Genomic DNA, 18,912 nt, shown 5'->3' with positions numbered 1-18,912 from the left:
GGTTCAGAAGACCTGGCGGCGACCGACTTTCCCGCACCTTGTGGTGCAGTATCATGGGCGCTGGGGTTTTTCACGGCCGAGTTCGGGATGGGATCGGGTGGATCATTCCCCGCCATGGCCACCAGGTCGTCCGAGCCAGCCGTTGGTGTGTGGGCTCGGGCGTGTGGGGTTGGTGCGATGCGGCGGGGAGAGAGTGGGTGTGTGGGTGACTGCTGTGCGTGTGGTTTGAGTCAATTGGGCGATTAGGACCAGTTAGCTGAGTGCATTGCTGCATGTATACATCTGGCCTATCGACGTGATGGTCTATCACGGCCCTTGGGGAGACCTGGTTTTGAGGTAAGTTTCCCGCTTAGATGCTTTCAGCGGTTATCTTTTCCGCACGTAGCTACCCGGCGGTGCCGCTGGCGCGACAACCGGTGCACCAGAGGTGCGTTCATCCCGGTCCTCTCGTACTAGGGACAAGTCCTCGCAAGTCTCCTTCACCCACGGCAGATAGGGACCGAACTGTCTCACGACGTTCTAAACCCAGCTCACGTACCACTTTAATCGGCGAACAGCCGAACCCTTGGGACCTGCTCCAGCCCCAGGATGTGATGAGCCGACATCGAGGTGCCAAACCTCCCCGTCGATGTGGACTCTTGGGGGAGATCAGCCTGTTATCCCTAGAGTACCTTTTATCCGTTGAGCGATGGCCCTTCCACGCGGGACCACCGGATCACTATGGCCGACTTTCGTCTCTGCTCGAGCTGTCGCTCTCGCAGTCAGGCGGGCTTATGCCATTGCACTCAACGACCGATGTCCGACCGGCCTGAGCCCACCATCGCGCGCCTCCGTTACACTTTAGGAGGCGACCGCCCCAGTCAAACTGCCCACCATGCAGGGTCCCGGTCCGGGCTGACCGGACGCGGTTAGACATCAGAAAAATTCAGGGTGGTATTTCAAGGATGGCTCCACCCAGGCTGGCGCCCGTGCTTCAGTGCCTCCCACCTATCCTACACAGCATTTTCCTGATGCCACTGCAAAGCTGCAGTAAAGGTTCATAGGGTCTTTCCGTCTGACCGCGGGTACCCCGCATCTTCACGGGGAATTCAATTTCGCTGAGCCGATGCTGGAGACAGCGGGGAAGTCGTTACGCCATTCGTGCAGGTCGGAACTTACCCGACAAGGAATTTCGCTACCTTAGGACCGTTATAGTTACGGCCGCCGTTTACCGGGGCTTCAATTCAGTGCTTGCACACCTCCTCTTAACCTTCCGGCACCGGGCAGGCGTCAGACCCTATACGTCGTCTTGCGACTTCGCAGAGCCCTGTGTTTTTACTAAACAGTCGCTACCCCCTGGTCTGTGCCACCCCCACATGGTTGCCCACATAAGGGTCTCGCTTATCCCGAAGTTACGCGAGCAATTTGCCTAGTTCCTTCAGCATCGTTCTCTCAAGCGCCTTGGTATGCTCTACCAGTCCACCTGTGTCGGTTTCGGGTACGGTCTATACGCCAGAGCTGTTTCCCGGAATGCTCAAAAAGCCCGCCCAATCCGATAAGGACAGACAACATCTCGCATTCGTCACTGCTGGCAGGCTGGGGAGTATTCACCCCATTCCCATCGACTACGGCTCTCGCCCTCGCCTTAGGGGCCGGCTCACCCTGCGCGGATTAACCTTGCGCAGGAACCCTTGGACTTTCGGCGACAGTGTTTCTCACACTGTTTGTCGCTACTCATGTCAGCATTCGCACTTCCGATATCTCCAGGGAGGATCACCCCATCCCCTTCACAGACCTACGGAACGCTCCGCTACCGCGTATGATGTTACTCACACACCCACAGCTTCGGCACGTGGCTTGAGCCCCGTTACATCTTCGGCGCAGGGTTTCTAATAGACCAGTGAGCTATTACGCTTTCTTTAAAGGATGGCTGCTTCTAAGCCAACCTCCTGGTTGTTTTGGAATCCCCACATCCTTTCCCACTTAGCCACGATTTGGGGGCCTTAGCTGGTGGTCTGGGCTGTTTCCCTCTCGACGATGGACCTTAGCACCCACCGTCTGTCTGCCGGACTACACTCTCGGGTATTCGGAGTTTGGTTAGGTTTGGTAAGGCTTTGGGCCCCCCTAGCCCATCCAGTGCTCTACCCCCCGAGGCGAACATCCAACGATCTACCTCAATAGATTTCGCGGAGAACCAGCTATCTCCGAGTTTGATTGGCCTTTCACCCCTAGCCACAGCTCATCCCCGACTTTTTCAACAGGCGTGGGTTCGGCCCTCCAGTGCGTATTACCGCACCTTCAGCCTGGCCATGGCTAGATCACTCGGTTTCGGGTCTTCTGCCAGCAACTAAACACCCTGTTCAGATTCGCTTTCGCTGCGCCTACACCTAACGGCTTAAGCTCGCTGCAAACAGAAACTCGCTGACCCATTATACAAAAGGTACGCCGTCACCCGACCCACACTCGCGTGCTTCGAAGGCTCCGACTGCTTGTAGGCATCCGGTTTCAGGTCTCTTTCACTCCCCTCGTCGGGGTGCTTTTCACCTTTCCCTCACGGTACTCGTTCGCTATCGGTCACCAGGGAGTATTTAGGCTTGGAGGGTGGTCCCCCCATGTTCAGACAGGATTTCACGTGTCCCGCCCTACTCAAGGATCCATGAGCCATTACGCATACGGGGCTATCACCCGCTCCGGCCGGCCTTTCCAGACCCTTCTGCTTGCGTCCCATAAACCACTGGCCTGCTCCGCGTTCGCTCGCCACTACTAGCGGAATGTCAGTTGATCTCTTTTCCTCCAGGTACTGAGATGTTTCAGTTCCCCGGGTTCGCCTCATAACCCTATCTATTCAGATCATGATACCTATCGCTAGGTGGGTTGCCCCATTCGGATATCCACGGATCAAAGCCTGCTCGCGGCTCCCCATGGCTTTTCGCAGCGTGCCACGTCCTTCATCGCCTCCTGGTGCCAAGGCATCCACCGAATGCCCTTATCATACTCAAACACACGCACAGGAACCACCCACACCCGGGGGATCGCGCGATACTTCTACTGTGCTGGCCGCCTAGACGCACTCCTCTGCGCTCCGGTGCTCACGGCCCGACGGCCGCTCCGCTCCGGTTCTCGAAAAACACGCCATACGACTCAACACAGCGAAGTCTCGGACAATCCTCACGAACTGCGAGATCGACCTGCACATCACTTGGTCATCCCAAGCACACTCTTCTCTCTCGACGCTTCTGCTCGCCACCACAGCCTTCGGGTCAGACACCCAAGCCGCGGCCGCCAACAGAAACGCACCAACCTCTTCACACTGACAAAGAACACAACACACCGGACGACATCGCTCGCGCCATGCCGCCCAATCCAGGCTTTCCCGCAATGACCCCCACCCCCTCAACACCAACCCTGGTGGAGGCGGACGGAATCGAACCGACGACCCCCTGCTTGCAAAGCAGGTGCTCTACCAATTGAGCTACGCCCCCATGCCAAACAGCCCGTGCGCCCCTAGGCTCTCCGGGGGATGCCATCCTGGCTGCAAAGCAGACAGGATGGCATGGGCCAGGGAGGACTCGAACCTCCGACCCCACGCTTATCAAGCGTGTGCTCTAACCAACTGAGCTACTAGCCCCAAACAGATTTGGCCCGAACTCGAACTCGATCATTGCAGGAAGGGATATGCTGACGGCGCCACGCGCATCTTACGCCCGGCAAAATCCAGGCACGCCCGCGTTGATCCAACACGGGACTTGTCGAACGTCTCTCAAAGGCACAGCCAAAGCCACACCCGCTCAAGAGACATCCTTGAAAGGAGGTGATCCAGCCGCAGGTTCCCCTACGGCTACCTTGTTACGACTTCACCCCAGTCGCTGACCCGACCGTGGTCGGCTGCCTCCTGTTGCCAGGTTGGCGCACCGGCTTAAGGTCAAACCAACTCCCATGGTGTGACGGGCGGTGTGTACAAGGCCCGGGAACGTATTCACCGTGGCATGCTGATCCACGATTACTAGCGATTCCACCTTCATGCACCCGAGTTGCAGAGTGCAATCCGAACTGAGACGGCTTTTGGAGATCAGCTCAGCATCACTGCCTGGCTTCCCACTGTCACCGCCATTGTAGCACGTGTGTAGCCCAGGACATAAGGGCCATGAGGACTTGACGTCATCCCCACCTTCCTCCGGCTTGTCACCGGCAGTTCCTTTAGAGTGCCCACCCGAACATGCTGGCAACTAAAGGCGAGGGTTGCGCTCGTTGCGGGACTTAACCCAACATCTCACGACACGAGCTGACGACAGCCATGCAGCACCTGTGCAACAGGTCCCTTGCGGGAAATGCCCATCTCTGAACACATCCTGTCCATGTCAAGTCCTGGTAAGGTTCTGCGCGTTGCTTCGAATTAAACCACATGCTCCACCGCTTGTGCGGGCCCCCGTCAATTCCTTTGAGTTTCAACCTTGCGGCCGTACTCCCCAGGCGGTGTGCTTATCGCGTTAGCTACGACACTGAGAAACTAGGTTCCCCAACATCCAGCACACATCGTTTACAGCGTGGACTACCAGGGTATCTAATCCTGTTTGCTCCCCACGCTTTCGCGCCTCAGCGTCAATCATGAACCAGGTCGCCGCCTTCGCCACCGGTGTTCTTCCCAATATCTACGAATTTCACCTCTACACTGGGAATTCCACGACCCTCTTTCACATTCTAGCACACACGTCTCAAATGCAGCCCCCAGGTTAAGCCCAGGAATTTCACATCTGACTGTGCACGCCGCCTACGCGCCCTTTACGCCCAGTCATTCCGAGCAACGCTAGCCCCCTTCGTATTACCGCGGCTGCTGGCACGAAGTTAGCCGGGGCTTCTTCTGCGGGTACCGTCATCATCGTCCCCGCCGAAAGTGCTTTACAATCCGAAGACCTTCTTCACACACGCGGCATTGCTGGATCAGGCTTGCGCCCATTGTCCAATATTCCCCACTGCTGCCTCCCGTAGGAGTCTGGGCCGTGTCTCAGTCCCAGTGTGGCTGATCATCCTCTCAGACCAGCTATCGATCATCGCCTTGGTAGGCCATTACCCCACCAACAAGCTAATCGAACGCAGGCTCCTCCACAGGCACCACCAAGTCACCCCAGCAGCTTTGGCCCTCAGGCATCATGCAGTATTAGCCACAGTTTCCCGCAGTTATCCCACACCCATGGATAGATCCCTACGCGCTACTCACCCGTCCGCCACTAACGCCCCGAAAGACATCCGTGCGACTTGCATGTGTTAAGCATGCCGCCAGCGTTCGCTCTGAGCCAGGATCAAACTCTCAGGTTCATCACAGCCAGCACCCCCCAAAGCCAAAGCCAAAAGGACACCAGCCACAACAAACAGACCCTCAAACCCAATCAGCACAAAACTGACTAATCCATCACGTATTCTCAAACTAAAGATACACGACAGACACCAAAGCCAAGTCCTAACCAATAAAGCTCAGGCCAAAAACCTGAAACCCACCAGCATAAAACCGCCCCAACCTACATCGTCACCAACACAGGCCAGCAAAGGCGCCGCCAACATATCCCTTCCTCAGCCTATTCTACTTTCAATGAACAACCACCCGAAACCCAGGGGTTTCAGGAGGAGCCGAAGATAGTGGCACCAACATAGGGGAAAAACAACCCCCACACAGACCCAACCAACACAGCAGGCGGCGATGTAGAGCACACACCATGGACGGTCAATGGACGAAATCAGCGGGACGCGGTGCGCGCCTCCGGAAAGGTCGTCTCCCAGCCGCCGCCAAGCGCGTTATAGAGCTGCACGAAGTCGCTCGAGACCTGGGTGGTGCTGGTGGCAAGCTGCTCACGCGCACCGAACAGGCCGCGTTCGGCGGTTAGAACATTGAGGAACGTCTGCAGCCCGTGGGCATATTGCTGGCGCGCCAGCGACAAAGCGCGCGCGTAGGACCGCACCGAGCGCTGATCCGCGTCGCGACGGCGCTGCTGCAACGCATAGGCGGTGAGCGCATTGTCCACATCCTCCCACGCCTGCAGCACGGTCCTCTGGTAGCTCAACGCGGCCTCCTGCTGTTGTGCCTGGTTGAGCTGGAGCTGCCCGCGCAACTGGCCGCCCTGGAAGATCGGCAGGCTGATCGACGGGCCGAGGCTGTAGGCCCGCGCGCTCCAGAAGCCGAGATCGCGCAGCGACAACGCTTCGAAATTGAACGCGCCGGTCAACGTCACCCGCGGATAGAAGTCCGCGACCGCGACGTCGACATTGGCGGTGGCGGCGTGCAGCTGCGCTTCCGCCTCGCGGATGTCCGGACGGCGCCTGGCCAGTTCGGACGGCACCCCGACCGGCACCCGCGGCGGCACCGGCGGCACCGGGGCCGCCGTCCCAAGTTCCGTGCGGAGTGCCTGGGGCGGCTCGCCGAGCAGGAAACCCAGCGCGTTGATCTGAACGGCGACCTGCTGCTCGGCATCGGGGATTTGTGCTGCCACGCTGTCGAGCTGGGAGACCGCGTTCTCCACGTCCAGCTCGGTGGTCAGGCCGCCCGTGAAGCGCGCGCGGGTGAGCCGTACCGAATCGCGCGCTACGCGCAGGTTGTCGCGCAGGATCGCCAACTGCGCCTGCTGGCCGCGCAGGGTCATGTAGTCGCGCGCCACCTCGGCGAACTGCGCCACCAGCATTGAGCGGCGATCTTCCGCCGACGCCTTGAGCGTCGCGCGCGCCGCCTCCACCGAATGCCGCACCCGACCCCACAGATCGAGCTCCCAGCTCGCATCGATGCCGTCCCGCCAGGTGTCGATCGGCGGAATTCGCAGCGAGCCCGCCTCCTGGCGGTAGGCGTCGGTGTTGCGGTTGCCGAGCAGCCCGCCCAGCGCACCGGAACTGATGCCGTTCTCCAGACCGCGTTCGAACTCCTTGGAGCTGAACTGCTGGCGGGTATACCCGGCGCTGCCGTTCAAGCTCGGGAACTGCGGCCCCGCCGCCTCCCGCACTTGCGCGCGGCTCTCGGCCAGCCGGATCGTCGCCAGTCGTACGGTGAAGTTCTCGCTCGCAACCCGGCTTTCCAGGGCGCTCAGCTCAGGATCGCCGAACTGGTCCCACCAGCGCGGGCTGGGTTCCGCGGCCACCGGCACGCTTTCGGGTGCGCGCCCACGAGCGGTCGTGGTCTGCTTGCGCGGCATGCCGAACCAGCTCGAAGGCGAGAAGAGATGCGGCGGCGTGTAGTGCGGGCCGACCGAGCACCCCGTCACCAGGAGAGACGCCGCCATCAGCGCCGCCGGCCCTATCGTTCTGCTGCGCAAGCCGCTTCCCCCGGTCCTGACCGACCCGTTCGGTCAGCGTTGACAACCTATCCGCTTTGCCTTGATCGTCAATCTTCGGCAGGGGGGCCACGCCTGCGGGAGAGAGACACGTTGAGCGAGCACGAGGATCATTCCGCCGCCAAGCGCCAGCAGATCGTCAGCGGTGCCGAGTTGGTATTCACCGAGTGCGGCTACGAGGGCGCCAGCATGTCGCGGATCGCGGCACAGGCGGGTGTCTCCAAGGGGACGCTGTATAATTATTTCGACGGGAAATCGACATTGTTTGCCTGGTTCGTCGAGGACAAGGCACGCCGCAACCTCGACAGCATCTTCCAAACCGTGGCCGAAGAAGACGATCCCGCCGCAGCGCTGGCGGCGATCGCCCTGCGCATGCTGGAGATGACCCTGTCTCCCGACAATCTGGCCTTGTATCGGATGGTCGTCTCTGAGGCCCAGACCTTCCCCGAACTCGCAACCGTATTCTGGAACAGCGGCCCTTGTCGTGCCATCGCCTACATGACCGACTGGATCCGCCGCCAGGTCGCCGCCGGTCGCCTGGCGACGGACAATCCCAGCTTTGCCGCCGAACAATTCCTGGCCCTATGCCAGACGCGGGTCGCGATGCAATGCCGTTTGCAGCTTATCCCGAAAGCCAGCGATGCCGAAATCGAGCAGGTGGTCGGTGGTGCCGTCCGGGTGTTCCTGGCGGCCTACGGCGTGGATCCGCTTGCATCGCACGGATCCAGCCGCTAGCTACCGCCCGGTTCCAGCCCGATCGCTGCTGTAGCTCAGTGGTAGAGCACTCCCTTGGTAAGGGAGAGGTCCAGGGTTCGAGTCCCTGCAGCAGCACCAGCTCCGGAGTATCACATGGCCGATCCGCCGGAGCCGAACCCGCCTTGCAAGACCACCGCCAACGATACCTCCCCGGCTGAAGCACGCGCCTTGCGCGCCGCCGCGGCGCTGCGCGAGAATCTGCGCAAGCGCAAGCAGCAATCTCGTGCCCGCGCCGAGAGCCCGGGAATACAGCGCGCCGGGGACGCAAGCCAGTGCCGGTAATGCCCGACAGCTGGATCAGGCAGATGGCCACCGACCATGGCATGATCGATCCGTTCGTGGAAACCCAGCGACGCGACGGCGTGATCAGCTACGGGCTCTCCTCCTATGGCTACGACGCGCGTGTCGCCAGCGACTTCAAGATCTTCACCAATGTCGACAGCGCCGTGGTCGACCCGAAGAACTTCAGCGCCGACAGCTTCGTCAGCCGCACCGTGCCGGTCTGCATCATCCCGCCGAACAGCTTCGCACTCGCCCACACCATCGAGGTGTTTCGAATCCCGCGCGATATCCTGGTGATCTGCCTGGGCAAGTCGACCTATGCGCGTTGCGGCATCATCGTCAACGTCACCCCGCTGGAGCCGGAGTGGGAGGGTCAGGTCACCATCGAGATCAGCAACACCACGCCGCTGCCCGCGCGCATCTACGCCAATGAGGGCATCTGCCAGTTCCTGTTCCTGCAAGGCGCCGGACCGTGCGAAACCAGTTATGCCGATAAGGCGGGCAAGTACATGGGTCAGCGCGGCGTCGCCACGCCGCGCATGTAGATCGAGGACGAACGCGACAGCATGGACCGTTTCCTGATACGCGGCGGCGTGCCGCTGCACGGCGCCATCCCGATCGGCGGCGCCAAGAACGCGGCCCTGCCGCTGCTGGCAGCCGGCCTGCTCACCAACGAGCGGCTGCTGCTCACCAACGTGCCGCGCATCGCCGACATCGACACCATGGCCGAACTGCTCCGCCATCACGGCATCGCCGTCGAGGATGCGGGTCATTCGAGCGCGTCGCTTCTGGTCGGCGGCGATATCACCTGCACCGAGGCGCCCTACGAGATCGTCTCGAAGATGCGCGCCTCGATCCTGGTGCTGGGTCCGCTGCTGGCGCGCGCCGGCGAGGCGCGGGTCTCGCTGCCCGGCGGCTGCGCCATCGGCACCCGCCCCGTCGATCTGCACCTCAAGGGGCTCGAGGCAATGGGGGCGGAAATCCGCCTCGAAGGCGGCTATGTCGACGCCCGCGCGCCAAATGGTCTGCAAGGTGCCAGGATCGTGCTGCCGTTCGCCTCGGTCGGCGCCACCGAAAACCTGGTGATGGCGGCAAGCCTGGCCGCCGGCCGTACCGAAATCATCAATGCCGCGCGCGAACCCGAGATCGGCGACCTGCTCGCCTGCCTGACCGCGATGGGAGCCGCCATCGAGGGCGCCGGCAGCGACAAGCTGATCATCGATGGCGTGCCGAAACTGCATGCCGCCCGGCATCGGATCCTGCCCGACCGCATCGAATGTGGCACCTACGCCTGCGCCGTCGGCATCACCGGCGGCGAGGTCCGCCTCGTTGGCGGCTGCCTCGAACATCTCGGCGCGGTGGCGCGTGCCCTGGAGGAAGCCGGCGTCGAAATCGCCCAGGAGGAGACGGCATTGCGCGTCCGACGCGCCGGCGGGCTGCATGGGGTCGACGTGATGACCGAACCCTATCCCGGCTTTCCCACCGACATGCAGGCGCAGTTCATGGCGCTGCTGTCGGTCGCCGAGGGTGCGTCGATGATGACCGAGACCATCTTCGAAAACCGCTTCATGCACGTGCCCGAGCTCAACCGCATGGGCGCGCGGATCAACGTGCATGGCGCATCCGCGATCATCCGCGGGGTGCCGGCGCTCTCCGCCGCCCCGGTGATGGCGACCGACCTGCGCGCCTCGTTCTCGCTGATCCTGGCGGGCCTCGCCGCCTCGGGTGAGACCGCGCTGAGCCGGATCTACCATCTCGATCGTGGCTATGAGGCGGTCGAGCGCAAGCTGTCGGGCTGCGGCGCCCGGATCGAGCGGGTCGCGGAATGACCGCGCTGAGCCATGCGGACGCCCTGATGCCGCAGATCGCCACGCCACTCGTGCTCGCTTTGCCAAAAGGACGAATCCTGGGTGACGCCTGCCGGCTGCTCGCCGCGGCCTCGATCCACCCCGACTCCGACTGCCTCGACGAGGACAGCCGGCGCCTGCGTTTCGCCACCTCCGATCCGATGCTCGACGTGGTGCGCGTGCGCCCCTTCGACGTCGCCACCTTCGTCGCCTACGGCGCCGCCCAGATCGGCATCTGCGGTGCGGACGTGCTGATGGAGTTCGACTACCCCGAGATCTACGCGCCGCTCGACCTCGGCATCGGCGGCTGCAGGGTCAGTGTCGCGCAACCCGAAAGCTGCGCCGACGACGAGGACCCGGCGCGCTGGTCGCAGGTCCGGGTCGCGACCAAATACCCCAACATCACCCGCCGTCACTTCGCCGCGCGTGGCATTCAGGCGGAGATCGTGCATCTGAACGGCGCCATGGAACTCGCCCCGGGGCTCGGCCTGTCGCGTCTGATCGTCGACCTGGTGCAGAGCGGCTCCACCTTGCGCGCCAACGGCTTGCGCGAGACCGAGGTGATCGCCCAGATCAGCAGCCGCCTGATCGTCAACCGCACCGCGCTGAAGACCCAGCCTGAGGCGATCGCGGCCTGGGTGGCACGGGTCCGGGCTGCCCTCGGATGATCCGGCTGCATGCCGCGGATGCTGGTTTCAATGCCGCACTCGATCGCCTGCTTGAGACGCGCCGCACCGATGCCGCTTCCGTCGACGCCCCGGTCGCGGCGATCCTCGCCGACGTCCGCGCCCGCGGCGACGACGCCGTTTGTGCTGCCACCGCGCGCTTCGACCGGCTGACTTTAACCGCGGGTCACTTGCGCATCACCGATGCCGAAATCGCGCGCGCCTGCGAAAACGTGCCGTCCGAGCTGCTGGCCGCACTCGACTTCGCCGCCACCCGTATCGAGGCGTTCCACCGCCTGCAACTGCCCGCCCCGATCACCCATCGCGACGACGCGGGTCTCACTTTGGGCATGCGCTGGACCCCGCTCGACGCCGTCGGGCTATATGTTCCGGGCGGCCGCGCGGCCTACCCGTCCTCGGTGCTGATGAATGCGCTCCCGGCCCGCATCGCCGGCGTCGGCAGGCTTGCGATGTGCGTGCCAACCCCGGACGGCGTGCTCAACCCGCTGGTGCTGGCGGCCGCCCGTCGCGCCGGCGTGGACGAAATCTACCGGGTCGGAGGCGCCCAGGCGATCGCCGCCCTCGCCTACGGCACCGCCAGCATTGCCGCTGTCGACCGCATCGTCGGCCCCGGCAACGCCTATGTCGCCGAAGCCAAGCGCCAAGTGTTCGGCACCGTCGGCATCGACTCCATCGCCGGCCCCTCCGAGGTCGTGATCGTCGCCGACGCCGCCAACGATCCGGCCCATGTCGCCCTCGATTTGCTGGCCCAGGCCGAGCATGACCCGCTCGCGCAAGCGATCCTGATCACCGACAGCCCGGCCTTTGCCGACAGCGTGGTTGACGCCGTGCAAACGACACTCGCAACCCTGCCGCGCGCCGCCATCGCCGGCGCAAGCTGGGAGGCGCACGGCGCGATCATTCTCGTCGAGAGCTGGCAGCAGGCCGCCGAAATGGTCAACCGGCTCGCCCCGGAGCATTTGCAACTGATGCTGGCCGAGCCGCGCGCGGTGTTTGAGGCGGTGCGCCACGCCGGCGCGATCTTCATCGGCCGCGATTGCCCGGAGGCGATTGGCGACTACGTCGGCGGTCCCAACCACGTGCTGCCGACCAGCGGCACCGCGCGCTTCGCCTCCGGCCTATCTGTATATGACTTCCTCAAGCGCACCACCTGGATCCAAGCCGATCGCGCGGCCCTGCGCATCGTCGGCCCGAGCGCGATTGCCCTGGCACGCGCCGAGGGCCTCGACGCCCATGCTAGCAGTGTAGCCGTCCGCTTGGACGAACCGAACCTCTGAGGGACGCGCTTGACCGGACCTTCGGCAATCCTCATGTTCCGGCCGGATCACAACTGAGCAGGAGAAGCAATGCCGAGCCAACCGATCGATGGATGCAATGTCTAAGGAAGACATGATCGAATTCAGCGGCACCGTCATGGAACTGCTGCCGAACGCAATGTTCAAGGTCAAGCTCGACAACGAGCACTCCATCCTGGCCCATACCAGCGGCAAGATGCGCAAGAACCGGATTCGCGTTCTCGCCGGTGACCGTGTCAACGTCGAAATGACTCCGTATGACCTGTCCAAGGGCCGAATCACCTTTCGATTCAAGTAGCATTCCGTTCGTCCTCGCCTCCGCCTCACCGCGACGGCGTGACCTGCTGGCCCAGATCGGCCTCAAACCGGACCTGATCCTCGCCACCGACATCGACGAGACCGCCAGGCGCGACGAGACGCCGCGTTCGCATGTCGAGCGCCTGGCCCGCGCCAAGGCGCAGGCGGCTGCGGCACGATGCGATCCGGATCGGCTCATCCTCGCCGCCGACACCGTTGTCGCTCTCGGGCGGCGAATTCTGCCCAAGGTCGAGGACGAGGGCACGGCGCGCCGCTGCCTGGGCCTGCTCTCCGGCCGCCGCCACCGGGTGCTGACCGCCATCGTGCTGCAACACCCGCAGGGCATCGCCTCGCGCACGGTCGAGAGCGTGGTCGGCTTTGCCCGGCTGACGGAGCGGCAAATCGACGCCCTGATCGCGACCGGCGACTGGCACGGCAAGGCTGGCGGCTACGCCGTGCAGGGCCACGCCGCGTCCCATATCCGCTTCCTCTCCGGCAGCTACTCGAACGTCGTCGGGCTGCCCTTGTTCGAGACCGCGCAGTTGCTGCGCAGCCGTGGCGTTCTGGTCTGATGCGGTGAACACCCGCCTGCTGGCTGCCTGTAGCCCCGGCGAAGTGCGCGTCGCCGTATCGGACGGCGTCCTGCTGGACTACGCGCTACACCGACCGGGCGAGCCAGACGGGGTCGGCGACCTCCATGTCGGCAGGGTCACCGCCCACCTTGGTGCCATGGGCGGCGCCTTCGTGCAGATCGGCGCCGCAAGCGGGTTTTTGCCCGATTCCGAGGGGACCACCAGCGAAGGCGACCTCGTCGCGGTGCGCGTGATCCGGGCCGCCCAGGGCGGCAAGGGACCGCGCCTGAGCAGCCGTCTCGACGACGCCGAACGCGAGCGGGTCGCATTGCACGGCATGGCGGAGGGCCTCGTGGCGCGCGGCCCCGACCCCATGCGCAGGTTGGCCGCATCCTGGCCCGACGCCACATTGGCCTGCGATGATGCGGCGATCGCGGCGATCTTGCAGGCCGATTGCGGCCGTCCGGTGCAGGTTGTGGCGCGCGCCTTCGACGACCCCCTCGAGAGCGAAATCGAGTCTCTTGCACAGTCGGAGCTGGCACTCCCCGGCGGTCTGCGCGCCAGCATCCACCCGACCCCCGCCCTCGTCGCCATCGATGTCGACATGGCCGCCGCCAGCGCCGAGCGCCGGCCCAAGCAGGTGGCGCAATTCGCCGGCAATCGCGCAGCCATCCCAGCCCTGCTGCACCAGGTGCGCCTGCGCAACCTCTCCGGCGCCATCCTGATCGATCTCGCCGGCCTGTCCACGCGCAAGCGCCGGGCGCTGGCGCCCACCATCGAGGCAGCCCTCGCGCGCGACCCGCTGCGGCCGCGACTGCTCGGCTTCACTGCCCTCGGGCTCGCCGAAATTCTGCGGCCACGCGTGCATCCCGCCCTGCACGAGCTGCTGCAAACCCCGCTTGGCGCCGGGCTCGCCGGCCTGCGCGCAGCACTCTCGGCGCACCAGCCGGGGCAGCGCCCGATCCTGCGCGCAGGCATTGCCGTCGCAACCGCGCTACGCGCCGACACGCGGGCGCTGGCGGCGTTTGCACAAGCGGCGGCCGCACCCATCTCCTTGCGCATGGAGCCCACCCTGCCCGCCCTCTGCTGGACGATCGACCATGAGTGATCCGACCTGCCCGATCTGCGGCCGCGCGACGGTGCCGCAACTCCGGCCGTTCTGCTCGAAGCGGTGCGCCGACGTCGATCTCGGCCGCTGGTTTTCCGGCCAGTATCGCACGCCCTCGTTGCGCATCGAGCCCGAGCAGGACGACGAGGACCGTCTGCCGGAGCCGCTTGATTGACACGAGGCATTGGGCTAAGCCCGCCGCTGCACGACCCCACGGTCTGCCCAGGTAGCTCAGCTGGTAGAGCATGCGACTGAAAATCGCAGTGTCGGTGGTTCGACTCCGCCCCTGGGCACCATCCCGACTTGACCTGGCGCTTCTCTCCACCGCCGTTTCCGCCCTTCCGGTGGACCAGGGAGCCGGACACGATCATCGCTGCCGTCAGGCGTGGGCACCAGGCACGAGACTCGCTCCACCAGAAAGGGCTCGCTACTTCGCCTTGAGTTGCTGAAGCTCCTTGTACACCTCCAACAACTTGCCGAGGATGTGCTGCCGATAGGCGGCCAGCAGCGGCAGATCGCGGGTCGCGCCGTGCTTGCGGGTGAGATGGTCGATGATTGCGTCAGAGTCGGGCAAGAACTCACCTGGTGCGGTCTCCAGCACGGGCACGCTGAACTTCTCGACATGTGGCGCGACCTTGGCGCGCACCTCCTGCTCCTCGGCGCCGCCGGGAACGTAATTTCGAAGTTCGACCTGGTTGGCCACGCCGCTTTCGAGCAGGAACAGCCGTGCCTTGAAGCAGAACGGGCAGTCCGTCTTGGTGTAGAGGACGGGGGTGAAGGTATCGGACATCGGGTTCTCTCCGTTCAGCGCGCCCAGCGGTGCGAGAGGTAAATGATAGCGACCAGGATGCCGCCGATGACGATCGTGTGGATCCAGTCCATGTGCAGCGTCGTGACCTGCGCGAAGAAGGCGCCCAGGTCGACCAACAGCAGCAAGCTCGCGCCGATCCAGGTGGTGCGCGGCGCCAGCACGGCAACGCCGCCGACCAGCTCGATAAGGCCGACCGCATAGCGGAACCACTGGCCGAGCCCGACCTTCTGGAACTCGGCGACCATCATCGGCTGAGCCAACAACTTCATGGCAGCGGCGGCAAGAAAGATAAAGGCGGCGAGGACGCGCAGCACCCACAAGGTCATGGTCCAACCTTGAGACGGGGCGGCAATCCGTGACGGGGCAACGTCGGTTGTCATGAGACTCTCCTTTCGATCAGCCGAATCTGAAGGCGTACTGCGCCTTGTGGGCGACCAGGTCGTCGAAGATGGTCGCCCCCGGATCGTCACCGCCAGCCCCGGCGGCGACGTGATAGGGAAGGAGGTGCTCCTCCTTCGGATGGTTGAAGCGCGCATCGGGACCGGACTGCCAGTCGGCGAGCCGGGCGAAGCGCCGCTCGGGCAAACGCTCTGCCATGACCTCGGCCACCCAAGCGCCGAACGTACGGGCGGCCTGGGCCGAACGCTCGCTTGGCATCACCTCGCGGGCATTGTGGAAGGTGCTGCCCGAACCGATGATGAGGATGCCCTCGTCCCGTAGCGGCGCCAGCGCGCGGCCGATGGCGAGGTGTGCTGCGGGATTGAGGTCGCGCTGCAGCGACAGCTGCACGATCTGGATATCAGCGTCCGGAAACATTTCCATCAGCGGCACGAACACGCCGTGGTCGAGCCCCCGCCCCGCGTCCTCGGCCGAGGCGATGCCAGCGTCGGCCAGAAGCTTGCGCACGCGGCGTGCGACGTCCGGCGCGCCCTTGACGGGCCAGTGCAGGGCGTACGCCTCGGGAGCGAAGCCGTAGTAATCATAGTAGAGCGAGGTCTCGACCGCGGTGGTGACCGTCGGCACCGCCTCCTCCCAGTGACCCGAGATCACCAGCACCGCGCGCGGGCGCGGACGGATGGCGGCGCCCTGATCACGTAGGAACCGGCCGAGCGAAGCCCAGACGGCGGGCTCCAGCGGCGCCGGATAGGTCGAGACGAAGCACGGCCCGCCACCATGAGGCAAAGCGAGGACGGGCTGGCGATGGATGGTTTCAGTTGTCATGCAGGGGAGATAGGGTCCACGTGCTCTCCCCGGAAGCGATCTCTTCTTGATATATTCCATCTGTTAGAGAGATGGACATGATCGGATCGCTGACGCTGGACCAGTTGCGTGTGCTGGTCGCCATTGCCGAGACGGGCAGCTTTTCGGCCGCCGGGCGGCAGCTGCGGCGCGTGCAGTCGGCGATCAGCAGCGCCGTGCAGTTGGTCGAGGCGTCCCAGCAGGTGGCGCTCTTCGACCGCTCCGAGCGTCTGCCACGTCTCACTGACGCTGGGCGGGTGCTGGTCGCGCAAGCACGCCAGGTGCTGCGCCAGGCCGAAATCTTCGAGCACATCGCAGCCTCGATCGCGGCTGGCGTCGAACCGGAGCTCGCGCTGGCGGTGGACAGCCTCGTGCCGGGCGAGCCGCTCCGGCGCAGCCTGGCGGCACTCCATACCGACTTTCCCGACCTTCCCGTCACGCTCTACACGGAGGGCGCCTGGGGCAGCGAGCGACGGGTGCGCGACCGCTCGGCAGCACTTGCCGTCTCCGCCATTCACCCCTCGGTGCCGATGGACCTGCAAGCCTTCCGATTGATGACGATGAATTTGGTGCCTGTCGCCTCGCCGGAGCACCCGCTCGCGCGGCAGCAGGCAACGCTGTCGCGCGACGCGCTGGCCGAGCATGTTCAGCTCGTCCTGACCAATCCCAACCAGGAGGATCGGCCGCCGCAAGGCGTCGTCAGCCCCGCCATCTGGCGCTTCGCGGATCTCGGGCAGCGGATGGAGTACCTGCTGGCCGGGTTCGGTTGGGGCAACATGCCCCAGCACCTGGTCGAGGGCGCGCTGGCAGAGGGCACGCTTCGGCGGTTGGACGTCGCGGACCCGGCGGTGCTGCCGGGCAAGGTCTCGATCTACGCCGTGCACGCGCGCGACCGGGCGCTTGGCCCGGCCGCCCGATGGCTGCTCGACCGACTGATCAACGAGGTTTGGCCGGAGCCGGGGAGCTCTTCTTTAAGCCGGTCGCGGTCTCCATGCTACGAGCCAACATAACCGGATCGGAAACGCCCTGATGATCTCGACGTGGCGTGTAAGGCGCTTCCAACCGAGAGGCCTCGTCGTCCGTTAGGGTGAGCGAGAGTGCCGCGACCGCGTCGTCGATGTGCTTGGTCCTGAGCGCACCGATGATCGGGGCTGCGACAACTTTGTTGCGTCGCAGCCAAGCCAAGACGACCTGAGCTTGGCTGACGCCACGTTCGGCTGCGATCGAGCACGCCACCTCGACGATTTTTTGATCGCTGGTCGAAGTCGCCTCGTAGAGCTTGGCGGCTTCCGGCTCGGCTTGCGAGCGGGCGGTGCTCTCGCCCCAAGGTCGGGCCAGGCGGCCGCGCCCGAGCGGGCTATAGACGATGGTCTGGACGCCACTATCAGCGCACAGCGGCAGCATCTCGCGCTCCTCCTCGCGCGCCATCGGGTTGTAGGTGTCCTGCATCGATATGAAGCGCGCCCAGCCGTTGGCCTGCTGAAGGTGAAGCGCCTTGCTGAACTCCCACGCCATCATCGAAGAGGCGCCGAGATAGCGCACCTTGCCGACCCTGACGAGATCATGCAGCGCCTCCAAAGTCTCTTCCCAGGGGGTCGTCTGATCGCGGCGGTGGATCTGGTAGAGGTCGACATAGTCGGTGCCGAGCCGTCTCAGACTATGGTCGATCTCGGTCATGATCGCCTTGCGTGACAAGCCGACCGCGTTGGGGCCGTCGCGCATGGGCGCCATCAGCTTGGTAGCGATCACCACGCCGTCGCGGTTCGTGAACTCCTTCAGCGCCCGACCGAGGATCTCCTCGCTGGTGCCCTGAGAGTACATGTTGGCCGTGTCGAAGAAGTTGATCCCGACCTCGATCGCATGCCGGATCAGAGGCCGGCTGGCTTGCTCAACGAGAGACCAGGTCGGATGACCCCGAGCTGGGTCACCAAATCCCATGCAGCCGATGCAGACAGGGGAGACTTCGAGGCCAGAGCAGCCCAGCTTTACGTATTGCATGAATCCTCCGAGACAGGCTAGCAAGCGGACACTTCTCCGGTTTGGATTGCCGGAGAGCTCTCCGCTTTGTCAAGGATGCGATGGCCAACCTGGAATTCAAGCTGCGCGTCGATGCACGAGCGAACCGGGACCGCATCCTGGAGGTGGCGCGCGGCGCGCTGGCCGCCGATGCCTCCGTTTCGCTGAATGCGATCGCCAAGGCGGCCGGCGTCGGCGCGGGCACGCTCTACCGGCATTTTCCAAGCCGCGAGTCCTTGCTGGTGGGCGTCTACCGGAAGGAGATCGATGCGCTGGTGGAGTTGGCGCCAACGCTGCTGGCTTTGCATCCGCCGCTCGCGGCCTTCCGACTATGGTGCGAGCGCTTCGCGGCGTTCGGTGAGGTCAAACACGGCTTTGCCGAGACACTCCGTGCGGCCGTGTCGGATCAGGACCTCCAGGAAACGTACTGGTCTCTCGTTAGCGCCGTTCACCGACTGATGGACGCCTGTGAAGGAGCCGGCCTCATCCGTTTGGGCAACCGCCCCGAGGATGTGCTGACGCTTCTGTCTTGTGTGCTGCGCATTGCGCCGACCTCAGACGGGAAATCGCAGGTGAGCCGAATTCTTGCGCTGATCTTTCGCAGCCTGGGCGCCGCGGATGCTCTGAAACACAATGCCAGTTAGGCACGAGGTATGGGCCAACATCGTCCCTAGTCGCAACGAATGTGTGCGACCAGACGCTCCCCGCTGAGCCCGG

Annotated in this window: 17 protein-coding genes, 4 tRNA genes and 3 rRNA genes; 14 read left to right on the top strand and 10 right to left on the bottom strand. The window is 64.1% G+C overall.

From position 1 onward, the window contains the following. Nucleotides 1–10: 10 nt before the first annotated feature. The 6 genes from rrf to ACQY4K_RS21220 all read right to left on the bottom strand — a co-directional run bounded on the left by rrf (nucleotide 11) and on the right by ACQY4K_RS21220 (nucleotide 7,235). Nucleotides 11–126 (bottom strand): 5S ribosomal RNA (gene rrf, locus ACQY4K_RS21245). A gap of 95 nt (nucleotides 127–221) precedes the next feature. Continuing rightward, nucleotides 222–2,980: ribosomal RNA gene (locus ACQY4K_RS21240) — 23S ribosomal RNA — on the bottom strand. 405 nt (nucleotides 2,981–3,385) lie between these two features. Next, nucleotides 3,386–3,461: transfer RNA gene (locus ACQY4K_RS21235), tRNA-Ala, on the bottom strand. Between the two features lie 72 nt (nucleotides 3,462–3,533). Then, nucleotides 3,534–3,607 (bottom strand) — tRNA-Ile (locus ACQY4K_RS21230). A gap of 176 nt (nucleotides 3,608–3,783) precedes the next feature. After that, nucleotides 3,784–5,292 (bottom strand): 16S ribosomal RNA (locus ACQY4K_RS21225). Together the 16S, 23S and 5S rRNA genes with 2 tRNA genes alongside form the textbook arrangement of a ribosomal RNA operon. 416 nt (nucleotides 5,293–5,708) lie before the next feature. Then, entirely contained in the window at nucleotides 5,709–7,235 is a 1,527-nt protein-coding gene (locus tag ACQY4K_RS21220; protein WP_428392312.1) for an efflux transporter outer membrane subunit, read from the bottom strand. A 144-nt stretch (nucleotides 7,236–7,379) separates the two neighbouring features. On the opposite strand from ACQY4K_RS21220, the gene ACQY4K_RS21215 reads away from it, so the two are divergent. The 12 genes from ACQY4K_RS21215 (at nucleotide 7,380) to ACQY4K_RS21160 (ending at nucleotide 14,425) form a co-directional block, all read left to right on the top strand. Next, on the top strand, nucleotides 7,380–8,021 hold the full coding sequence (locus tag ACQY4K_RS21215; RefSeq protein ID WP_428392310.1) for a TetR/AcrR family transcriptional regulator: 642 nt from the start codon (nucleotides 7,380–7,382) through the stop codon (nucleotides 8,019–8,021). A gap of 24 nt (nucleotides 8,022–8,045) precedes the next feature. Next, nucleotides 8,046–8,120: transfer RNA gene (locus ACQY4K_RS21210), tRNA-Thr, on the top strand. 15 nt (nucleotides 8,121–8,135) lie between these two features. After that, on the top strand, nucleotides 8,136–8,324 hold the full coding sequence (locus tag ACQY4K_RS21205; protein WP_428392308.1) for a hypothetical protein: 189 nt from the start codon (nucleotides 8,136–8,138) through the stop codon (nucleotides 8,322–8,324). Further along, complete coding sequence (gene dcd, locus ACQY4K_RS21200; RefSeq protein ID WP_428392307.1) at nucleotides 8,315–8,869, top strand: dCTP deaminase; 555 nt, start codon at nucleotides 8,315–8,317, stop codon at nucleotides 8,867–8,869. The genes ACQY4K_RS21205 and dcd overlap by 10 nt, the downstream gene beginning before the upstream one ends. Before the next feature lie 21 nt (nucleotides 8,870–8,890). After that, nucleotides 8,891–10,153, top strand: a complete 1,263-nt coding sequence (gene murA, locus ACQY4K_RS21195) for a UDP-N-acetylglucosamine 1-carboxyvinyltransferase (protein ID WP_428392306.1) — start codon at nucleotides 8,891–8,893, stop codon at nucleotides 10,151–10,153. Beyond that, nucleotides 10,150–10,839, top strand: coding sequence for an ATP phosphoribosyltransferase (gene hisG / locus ACQY4K_RS21190; RefSeq protein WP_428392304.1), 690 nt, complete (start codon nucleotides 10,150–10,152; stop codon nucleotides 10,837–10,839). The genes murA and hisG overlap by 4 nt, the downstream gene beginning before the upstream one ends. Next, nucleotides 10,836–12,134 carry a histidinol dehydrogenase gene (hisD, locus tag ACQY4K_RS21185; protein ID WP_428392303.1) on the top strand — a complete coding sequence of 433 codons (1,299 nt, stop codon included), beginning with the start codon at nucleotides 10,836–10,838 and terminating at the stop codon, nucleotides 12,132–12,134. Before hisG ends, hisD begins: the two co-directional genes overlap by 4 nt. 97 nt (nucleotides 12,135–12,231) lie before the next feature. Continuing rightward, nucleotides 12,232–12,450, top strand: a complete 219-nt coding sequence (gene infA / locus ACQY4K_RS21180) for a translation initiation factor IF-1 (RefSeq protein ID WP_428392302.1) — start codon at nucleotides 12,232–12,234, stop codon at nucleotides 12,448–12,450. Then, nucleotides 12,410–13,021, top strand: coding sequence for a Maf family protein (locus ACQY4K_RS21175; RefSeq protein WP_428392300.1), 612 nt, complete (start codon nucleotides 12,410–12,412; stop codon nucleotides 13,019–13,021). Before infA ends, ACQY4K_RS21175 begins: the two co-directional genes overlap by 41 nt. Further along, nucleotides 13,005–14,129: a ribonuclease E/G gene (locus ACQY4K_RS21170; RefSeq protein WP_428392298.1), complete on the top strand. Its 1,125-nt coding sequence runs from the start codon at nucleotides 13,005–13,007 to the stop codon at nucleotides 14,127–14,129. Before ACQY4K_RS21175 ends, ACQY4K_RS21170 begins: the two co-directional genes overlap by 17 nt. After that, nucleotides 14,122–14,304, top strand: coding sequence for a DNA gyrase inhibitor YacG (locus tag ACQY4K_RS21165; RefSeq protein WP_428392296.1), 183 nt, complete (start codon nucleotides 14,122–14,124; stop codon nucleotides 14,302–14,304). The genes ACQY4K_RS21170 and ACQY4K_RS21165 overlap by 8 nt, the downstream gene beginning before the upstream one ends. Before the next feature lie 45 nt (nucleotides 14,305–14,349). Next, nucleotides 14,350–14,425 (top strand) — tRNA-Phe (locus tag ACQY4K_RS21160). A gap of 131 nt (nucleotides 14,426–14,556) precedes the next feature. Here ACQY4K_RS21160 and ACQY4K_RS21155 read toward each other — a convergent pair. The 3 genes from ACQY4K_RS21155 to ACQY4K_RS21145 form a co-directional block, all read right to left on the bottom strand. Next, nucleotides 14,557–14,919 carry a glutathione S-transferase N-terminal domain-containing protein gene (locus ACQY4K_RS21155; RefSeq protein ID WP_428392294.1) on the bottom strand — a complete coding sequence of 121 codons (363 nt, stop codon included), beginning with the start codon at nucleotides 14,917–14,919 and terminating at the stop codon, nucleotides 14,557–14,559. A 14-nt stretch (nucleotides 14,920–14,933) separates the two neighbouring features. After that, nucleotides 14,934–15,254, bottom strand: a complete 321-nt coding sequence (locus ACQY4K_RS21150) for a DoxX family protein (protein ID WP_428392292.1) — start codon at nucleotides 15,252–15,254, stop codon at nucleotides 14,934–14,936. Nucleotides 15,255–15,336: 82 nt separating this feature from the next. After that, nucleotides 15,337–16,161, bottom strand: coding sequence for a DODA-type extradiol aromatic ring-opening family dioxygenase (locus ACQY4K_RS21145; protein ID WP_428392290.1), 825 nt, complete (start codon nucleotides 16,159–16,161; stop codon nucleotides 15,337–15,339). A 77-nt stretch (nucleotides 16,162–16,238) separates the two neighbouring features. Here ACQY4K_RS21145 and ACQY4K_RS21140 point away from each other — a divergent pair, with 77 nt between their 5' ends. Continuing rightward, complete coding sequence (locus ACQY4K_RS21140) at nucleotides 16,239–17,189, top strand: LysR family transcriptional regulator (protein WP_428392288.1); 951 nt, start codon at nucleotides 16,239–16,241, stop codon at nucleotides 17,187–17,189. Here the strand turns inward: ACQY4K_RS21140 and ACQY4K_RS21135 are convergent. Continuing rightward, nucleotides 17,116–18,177: an aldo/keto reductase gene (locus ACQY4K_RS21135; protein ID WP_428392286.1), complete on the bottom strand. Its 1,062-nt coding sequence runs from the start codon at nucleotides 18,175–18,177 to the stop codon at nucleotides 17,116–17,118. The genes ACQY4K_RS21140 and ACQY4K_RS21135 overlap by 74 nt on opposite strands. 80 nt (nucleotides 18,178–18,257) lie before the next feature. Here ACQY4K_RS21135 and ACQY4K_RS21130 point away from each other — a divergent pair, with 80 nt between their 5' ends. After that, nucleotides 18,258–18,839: a TetR/AcrR family transcriptional regulator gene (locus ACQY4K_RS21130; protein ID WP_428392283.1), complete on the top strand. Its 582-nt coding sequence runs from the start codon at nucleotides 18,258–18,260 to the stop codon at nucleotides 18,837–18,839. Nucleotides 18,840–18,912 lie beyond the last annotated feature (73 nt).

The organism is Lichenicoccus sp., from assembly GCF_965276875.1.
Lineage (GTDB): Bacteria > Pseudomonadota > Alphaproteobacteria > Acetobacterales > Acetobacteraceae > Lichenicoccus.
The sequence above is the reverse complement of the archived record's forward strand: the minus strand, read 5'-3'. Positions and strand labels throughout refer to the sequence as shown.

Bases quoted from the DNA above. Each gene is read 5' to 3' on its own strand.
- ACQY4K_RS21220 (WP_428392312.1), bottom strand. From the start codon at position 7,235: ATGGCGGCGTCTCTCCTGGTGACGGGGTGCTCGGTCGGCCCGCACTAC.
- ACQY4K_RS21205 (WP_428392308.1), top strand. From the start codon at position 8,136: ATGGCCGATCCGCCGGAGCCGAACCCGCCTTGCAAGACCACCGCCAAC.
- murA (WP_428392306.1), top strand. From the start codon at position 8,891: ATGGACCGTTTCCTGATACGCGGCGGCGTGCCGCTGCACGGCGCCATC.
- hisG (WP_428392304.1), top strand. From the start codon at position 10,150: ATGACCGCGCTGAGCCATGCGGACGCCCTGATGCCGCAGATCGCCACG.
- hisD (WP_428392303.1), top strand. From the start codon at position 10,836: ATGATCCGGCTGCATGCCGCGGATGCTGGTTTCAATGCCGCACTCGAT.
- infA (WP_428392302.1), top strand. From the start codon at position 12,232: ATGTCTAAGGAAGACATGATCGAATTCAGCGGCACCGTCATGGAACTG.
- ACQY4K_RS21175 (WP_428392300.1), top strand. From the start codon at position 12,410: ATGACCTGTCCAAGGGCCGAATCACCTTTCGATTCAAGTAGCATTCCG.
- ACQY4K_RS21165 (WP_428392296.1), top strand. From the start codon at position 14,122: ATGAGTGATCCGACCTGCCCGATCTGCGGCCGCGCGACGGTGCCGCAA.
- ACQY4K_RS21155 (WP_428392294.1), bottom strand. From the start codon at position 14,919: ATGTCCGATACCTTCACCCCCGTCCTCTACACCAAGACGGACTGCCCG.
- ACQY4K_RS21145 (WP_428392290.1), bottom strand. From the start codon at position 16,161: ATGACAACTGAAACCATCCATCGCCAGCCCGTCCTCGCTTTGCCTCAT.
- ACQY4K_RS21140 (WP_428392288.1), top strand. From the start codon at position 16,239: ATGATCGGATCGCTGACGCTGGACCAGTTGCGTGTGCTGGTCGCCATT.
- ACQY4K_RS21135 (WP_428392286.1), bottom strand. From the start codon at position 18,177: ATGCAATACGTAAAGCTGGGCTGCTCTGGCCTCGAAGTCTCCCCTGTC.
- ACQY4K_RS21130 (WP_428392283.1), top strand. From the start codon at position 18,258: ATGGCCAACCTGGAATTCAAGCTGCGCGTCGATGCACGAGCGAACCGG.